A 6,127-nucleotide genomic window follows, 5' to 3' on the forward strand; every position below is an offset into this window, starting at 1 on the left:
CTTATTAAATAAAACTACAAAACATAATGATTAAAAGTAAAAATCAGGTGGTTTTTTTGTTTGTTTGCGAAGATCATGTGCTAAAAGTCATTAAAAAATTGAATGTACCGCATGTTTGTGAAACAGACAAAAATATTAAATGTAAGTATTGTGACCAGGTGTCGCGATACGAACTATATATATTTGATTATAGGTGTATATCGAGGTCTATTAGAATAATGAGAATGAGATCGGTTAAACAACCAAAATTTAATTAAGGTATGTTATTTTTCTAAAATAATATATACATTCTTAGTCTATGTAACTAATTTTGGAATCATAATTCTGAAAAGGATACATAATCAGATTATTTCGTCACTTATATTGTAGTTTCATAACGTTCACATTACAATTACTAAAGGGGAGAATAAATATTATGGCATCTTATATTATTGGTAAATTAGACTTTAATGAAGAATTATTAAAAAAAGATTTAGAAACAATTGCAAATTTCCCAGTTATTCCTGAAGAATATGATGAATTCAGTACTGGTTACTGGATGAATAACTCTTTATGGAATGCATCAAATGATAAACATGATACAATGTATCGTGACTTTGATCATGCTGCTCAGCAAACAGAGTATGGAAAGCAATTGCCATACGTTAGCGCCCTTCTTGAAGAATACTTTACTTTTGATAATTTAAAAATGGTTCGTACACGTAATTTAGTGGATGCAATGGTTATCCCGCATAAAGATTTTGTTGAATTCTCTCACAGTACAAAACAACGATTCCGTGTTTTCTTAGCTTTAGAAGATAATAAAAAGGCTTTCCATTCTGATGAGGAGGCTGTATTCCGAATCAGAAAAGGTGAAATTTGGTTCCTAGATGCAGCAATTGGCCATGCGGCTGCAAACTTCTCTAAAGATAGTCGAGTATTCCTTTGCTTAGACTATGTATTTGAAGGAGACTTTGACCCATCTGATATCTTTAAGGATAAAAAGACATATAATCGTGATTTAGACAGATTTATTGTACAACGTGAGAAGTTAGGTGAGAAATTTGAAGAGGAGCTGATTACTTCATTATCTAAAGTAATTTCCAGAATTAATTTTAGAGATGTTGTATTCTTTTTATCTAAAATTCATTTTGAAAAAGATATCCCAGTTGCTAAATGCTACGATTGGCTTGATCAAATCGCTGAAAGAAGTGGCGATGAAGCGATTGTGAATAAAGCAAAACATTTACGTGCGTATATTATTGAACATCGTAATTTAGGTGAACGTTTCAGTATGGATGAATGGAAAGAAGAAGTAACTGTTTGATTTTAAAACAGGAAACTAACATATCCTCACATAAACAACCGATTTTATTTTGGTAAAATCGGTTGTTTTACTATTTTATTTTGGTAAAGGAGAATGATTAGTATGGAGATTTTAATAGGTATATTTTTTAGTGTTTTATGGGCATCTGGGGCAATAGCCACAAAAATTGGTCTCCTGTCTTCATCCCCTCTTATGTTTGCAACAACGAGATTAATAAGTGCTGGTCTGATTATGTTTGTTTTCACCTATTTTATTAAATCAAATAGATGGCCAAAAGGGGGAGAGTGGAGGCAGTTAATTGTTTTAGGGATTTTAAATACTACATTGTATGTGGGATGCTGCTTTTTATCTCTAAAATTAGTATCTTCAAGCTTATTTAATTTATTTATTACTGTAAACCCATTTGTTGTTGCTTTATTATCTTCTATCTTTTTGAGCAGAAAAGTAACAAAACAAGAATGGATTGGGATGCTTATAGCGGCATTAGGTTTACTAATCGCTGTGTATCCGTATTTAAAAGATACACATGCAACAGTGTCAGGTGTCATTATTCTAGCAGTAGGAATGTTATCGATGGGAATAGGAAGCGTATGTTTTACAAAATACGATATGAAAATTGATCGCCTCGTTATTAACACATGGCAGATAATCTTTGGTAGTGTTTTCGCTGTCCCTTTAAGTTTCTTATTAGATAGTAATCCTTATATTAACTTAGATATGAACTTTGCCATCGGTCTATTTTGGCAAGTCGTGATGACATCGATTATATCTATGCTATTATGGTTTTACTTATTAAAGAAAGATCCAATTAAGGCTAACAACTATCTATTTTTAACACCAATTTTTGGTTATTTACTTGCATGGTTAATACTGAAAGAAGACATTACATGGTTTCATCTTATTGGTGCGATTTTTGTAATAAGTGGGTTGTTATTTTCAGGAACAATAAATATCAAAGCATTACTACGACCGAAAGTAGTGAACGAAAAACATAAATCTATATAAATATAAGTATAAATAGGGGTAGTGAGGCGGTTCCTGTTCTAATCTATCAGATGATTTATAGGGGTCCCGCCAACCAAATGACATAAAACCCACGTTAAGACATTTTTTGGAAGTGAAAACCCTGATTTGTGTACGCTAAGGATTGTAAATAAAATGCACGCTTTTGTTACAACATTGGTTTCAAGAAGAGTTAGCCTTTATTTAGCCAATTTAGCTGTATCAAAATACTGTATCAAAAATAATTCGTAACATTATTTATCACAATCCTTTTTGTTACGCTATAAACCCTTTTATATCAAGCTTTCTTTTTCTAAGCGTGGGTTTTATGTTAGTACGTTGGCTGTACCCCCTTATCGAACATTAAAGCGAAATGGTTATTAAGATAACTTTTAACAACAAGTATTATCTATCTAAAAATCTTTCAGTCTTACTGAAGGGATTCATCACAACAACAGGAGCTAAACTATAGATATTAGCTCCTCCTACTTGCAAATTATTTGATTATAAATGATAGGATTCTAAAATTATACAGTAAGATATTTAAGGATGTTAACTAATACAATTTATGAACTTATATTTTTATTCAGCCTATAAAAATCTTGTAACAAATATACAATTGTCATGATTGCCATTAACCCATTAACGATAAGAGCTATTACAATTGATAATTCTGTGGTAGGTGATAACATAACATATAGTGAAACAATAGATGCAATAAAAGGAACCACTTTTCTTGTTCTTGTTATACAAAATTTTTTGCTTTTTTTTAGTTGTGGTATTATTCTACCTATCATTAACAAGAAAGGAGTGGTGGCTAAGATACCTAACCAACCAAAAACACTTTCAACAAACCAAGGCAAAAATGGCATAGCTGAAGAAAATATAAATAAGTTCAGTACTAACAGAACTAATTGTATAAGTGATAACCTTATATGTAGTTGTTTCATTTTGTTACACCTCCGATACTATTAAAATTTAATTATGTTTTATTTTTTAATGGTGTTCATTTTCGTACAGTAAAGAAATTTCAAAGCTTCATAGCATGTTTTCCCCAGGATTCCTTGCCAATCTGTCAAGAAAACTCCATCTGCACCTGCATAATATAGGAATATAGCATACATAGAATAAGGGAATGCAGTACACATCAGCATACAAGCATTCCCTTGTTATTTTTATGTTATTACTTTACATTTTATGTCCCCACTGGTCAAAGTGATAATCTTTACCGCCGATGTTAAACCAACCGTCTGAATAAAGTGAACCATCTTCTCTAGCACAATACCAAAGGTATCCGTATGCAAGAGGCCAAGGTCTATATCCACCACCAACTTGGAACCATCCTGTTTTAGCTGCCCCTTTCTCATCGAAGTAATAATACTCACCATCGATAGTTTGCCATCCTGTTTGTGCTACGCCGTTATTGTCAAAATGGTATATCTTACCGTCTATTTTTTCAAACCCTGCTCGTTTAGCTGATCCATCTTCATGAATATAATATCTTTTTCCGTCAATGTCTTTATAATCATTGAACGTGTCATTGAGACCATTTGTGAAATAGTAGTTCTTACCATCTATCAATTTCCAACCAGTATAGGAAATTCCATCTTCTAAACTATAATATGCTATTGTATTCGCATTTTTGTTAATTCCTGTTTTCAAAATCGAACCATCTTGATTAAATGCTAATATTTTATTGTCAAACTTAACATTAATAGCGCTGTCTATAACTTGTCCATTTAGATTAGAAACTCTCTCAAGCACACCTTTGTCGGAAAAGTGAAGGATGACATTTTGATCTTCTAGACGTAGTATTTCATTTTTAAGGGCCACAGTACCTTCGAAATAATAAATTTTACCATCGATTTCCCGCAAACCCTTTTCAATAAGTGCTCCAGAAGCATCAGAATAGGAACGACCATCGTAGCCACTCTTGCTCCATACTGATCGTTGCAAAGCACCAGAATCATCGAAAGTATAAAACTTACCCTCAATCCGGTCATTACCTTTATTTCTCGCCGTAACTAATTCTCCAGTAGACGGATCAAAATAATAAGTCTTCCCCTTAATGTCTTGCCAGCCTTTCAAAAGGGCTCCTTCAGCATCTGCAAAATGATACTTTGAATCTTTGTTTACCCAACTGTTCTTTATTACATTTCCAGAAGAATCTTTTGCAATCAATTTAGTAGAATCTTTTTCATCAGCTACAAACTGTGCTCCGTCATACTTATGTTTCTCATTTTCTTTACCCGGATACCACTCTATTAACCAATTGTGAATTTCATTTTTGTTTCTATCATCAAAACGAATTTCAGAGCCGAAACCCTCACCAGTACCGAACTTTGAAGTATGCCTATCACCAACTAAACTTACTCCATTCTTGTTAATCAAACGGAACTGAAATGAACCAGAATCATTATTTTCTACCTGAACAAATTCAAACACTTCATCATCGCCAAGTGAATCGGAATATTGAAGTTCGTTTCCTTCTTTTCCTGAAAGGTATTTTGAACCTGTTTTTACGATTACTTTATTCGTTCCTTTTTTATAAGGGATAATTTGATAAGGTTTACCATCATTTAGTCTAATGTATGTCAGTAGCAGACCTGACTCTATGACGTTGGTACGCTCTGCCAATACATCAGATAATCGATTATAAAAATCTGCACGAGCTTTAGGATCATTATTAACATAGTTGTCAAGGACCTCTTTACCTACTGGCTTTGAAGTCAATGTTACCAATTTTTTTTGCTCATCTGATAATTTATTTGCTATATAATCAAATAGGGTATCCTGACTATAAGTAATCACGCTCCAGTCTGCAAACGAATCGCCTGAATATTTTTTATAAAGTGGATTAAGCAATCTTGGATTTTTACCAGATGCTTTTTCTACAAATCCAGTGTGATCTTCATTCATTACAACTCCGGTCTTTCCTTCGTTTAATTGTGCTTGTGTAATGTAAAGAAGATCGTGTTCTGAGATATTTGCTGCATTAGGATTTAAATCTATAATTGCTCCTGCGTCAGTAATTTTAAGCTGCTGACCAGATTTTAGTTGATGATTTTCAATTCTTCCATTTGGATAGCGCACTTTAACTGACTTAGTAAAATTCGAATCACCTTTTGTATGATACATGGAAATATTAAATTCCCCAGATTTAAAATTAGGTGCCTGATAAGCTAGATTTTCTGCATATACATCAATGGTAGTGCTTGGTGCTATATCCCCTGGTTCTAGTCCAAGTGTTTGATAAGTGTTTGCTATAGCACCTAATACAGTAATACCTATATCTACTACTGCACCTATCCCTGCGCTAGCCTTATTTTCTGCAATCGGTGCCATAGAAAAAAGAATTCCTAATGCCGCTGTAGCAGGAATTACCTTCTTTCCAATTCCATTTGTTTTAAATTTCTTTTTCATTCTGTTCTCCTCTTCTTGTGAAATTTTTCACTTTCAAATTGATATGTGAGAGTCCATCTTAATTTAAATATCTTTCAAATCTCTTTCATAACTATTACAAAAGTCTTTCGTAAATGTTACAAAAGTCTTTCATTGATTTTAATTTGTAATAAGGAAAGCATGAAATATTCATGTGAGGAGATTAAAATACATATTAAGAAACTATGTATCAACAAGTGTTAGAATGGTTACAGAGTCTTGAACTCAGAAGGCATGTACATATCGTTTTTAATAAAGGAGAAGCAAAATATGCTCTTGCTTAAGATGCATTTTTTATTGATTAGGAAAAATTCTTGACTGTTCTTATGAGGCAATTGCATAGAGCAATTGGTCTGCAACCTCATATTTCAGTTATTG

At 32.7% G+C, this 6,127-nt stretch carries 4 protein-coding genes and 1 pseudogene; 3 read left to right on the top strand and 2 right to left on the bottom strand.

The window, feature by feature from the left end; genetic code table 11:
* The first annotated feature begins 415 nt into the window (after positions 1-415).
* Both V7024_RS22320 and V7024_RS22325 read left to right on the top strand, forming a co-directional pair.
* Positions 416-1,306: an aspartyl/asparaginyl beta-hydroxylase domain-containing protein gene (locus V7024_RS22320; RefSeq protein WP_335524049.1), complete on the top strand. Its 891-nt coding sequence runs from the start codon at positions 416-418 to the stop codon at positions 1,304-1,306.
* 93 nt (positions 1,307-1,399) lie between these two features.
* Entirely contained in the window at positions 1,400-2,311 is a 912-nt protein-coding gene (locus V7024_RS22325) for a DMT family transporter (RefSeq protein WP_335524051.1), read from the top strand.
* Between the two features lie 563 nt (positions 2,312-2,874).
* Here the strand turns inward: V7024_RS22325 and V7024_RS22330 are convergent.
* On the bottom strand, positions 2,875-3,258 hold the full coding sequence (locus V7024_RS22330; protein ID WP_335524053.1) for a hypothetical protein: 384 nt from the start codon (positions 3,256-3,258) through the stop codon (positions 2,875-2,877).
* Between the two features lie 238 nt (positions 3,259-3,496).
* Complete coding sequence (locus V7024_RS22335) at positions 3,497-5,731, bottom strand: N-acetylmuramoyl-L-alanine amidase family protein (RefSeq protein WP_335524055.1); 2,235 nt, start codon at positions 5,729-5,731, stop codon at positions 3,497-3,499.
* A gap of 200 nt (positions 5,732-5,931) precedes the next feature.
* Here V7024_RS22335 and V7024_RS24500 point away from each other — a divergent pair.
* Positions 5,932-6,127 (top strand): annotated as a pseudogene (locus V7024_RS24500) (Tn3 family transposase); the annotation flags it as partial.

This window comes from Bacillus sp. JJ864 (assembly GCF_036963045.1).
Taxonomy (GTDB): domain Bacteria; phylum Bacillota; class Bacilli; order Bacillales; family Bacillaceae_G; genus Bacillus_A; species Bacillus_A pseudomycoides_C.

Coding starts and splice junctions, on each gene's coding strand:
- V7024_RS22320 (WP_335524049.1), top strand. CDS start 416: ATGGCATCTTATATTATTGGTAAATTAGACTTTAATGAAGAATTATTA.
- V7024_RS22325 (WP_335524051.1), top strand. CDS start 1,400: ATGATTAGTATGGAGATTTTAATAGGTATATTTTTTAGTGTTTTATGG.
- V7024_RS22330 (WP_335524053.1), bottom strand. CDS start 3,258: ATGAAACAACTACATATAAGGTTATCACTTATACAATTAGTTCTGTTA.
- V7024_RS22335 (WP_335524055.1), bottom strand. CDS start 5,731: ATGAAAAAGAAATTTAAAACAAATGGAATTGGAAAGAAGGTAATTCCT.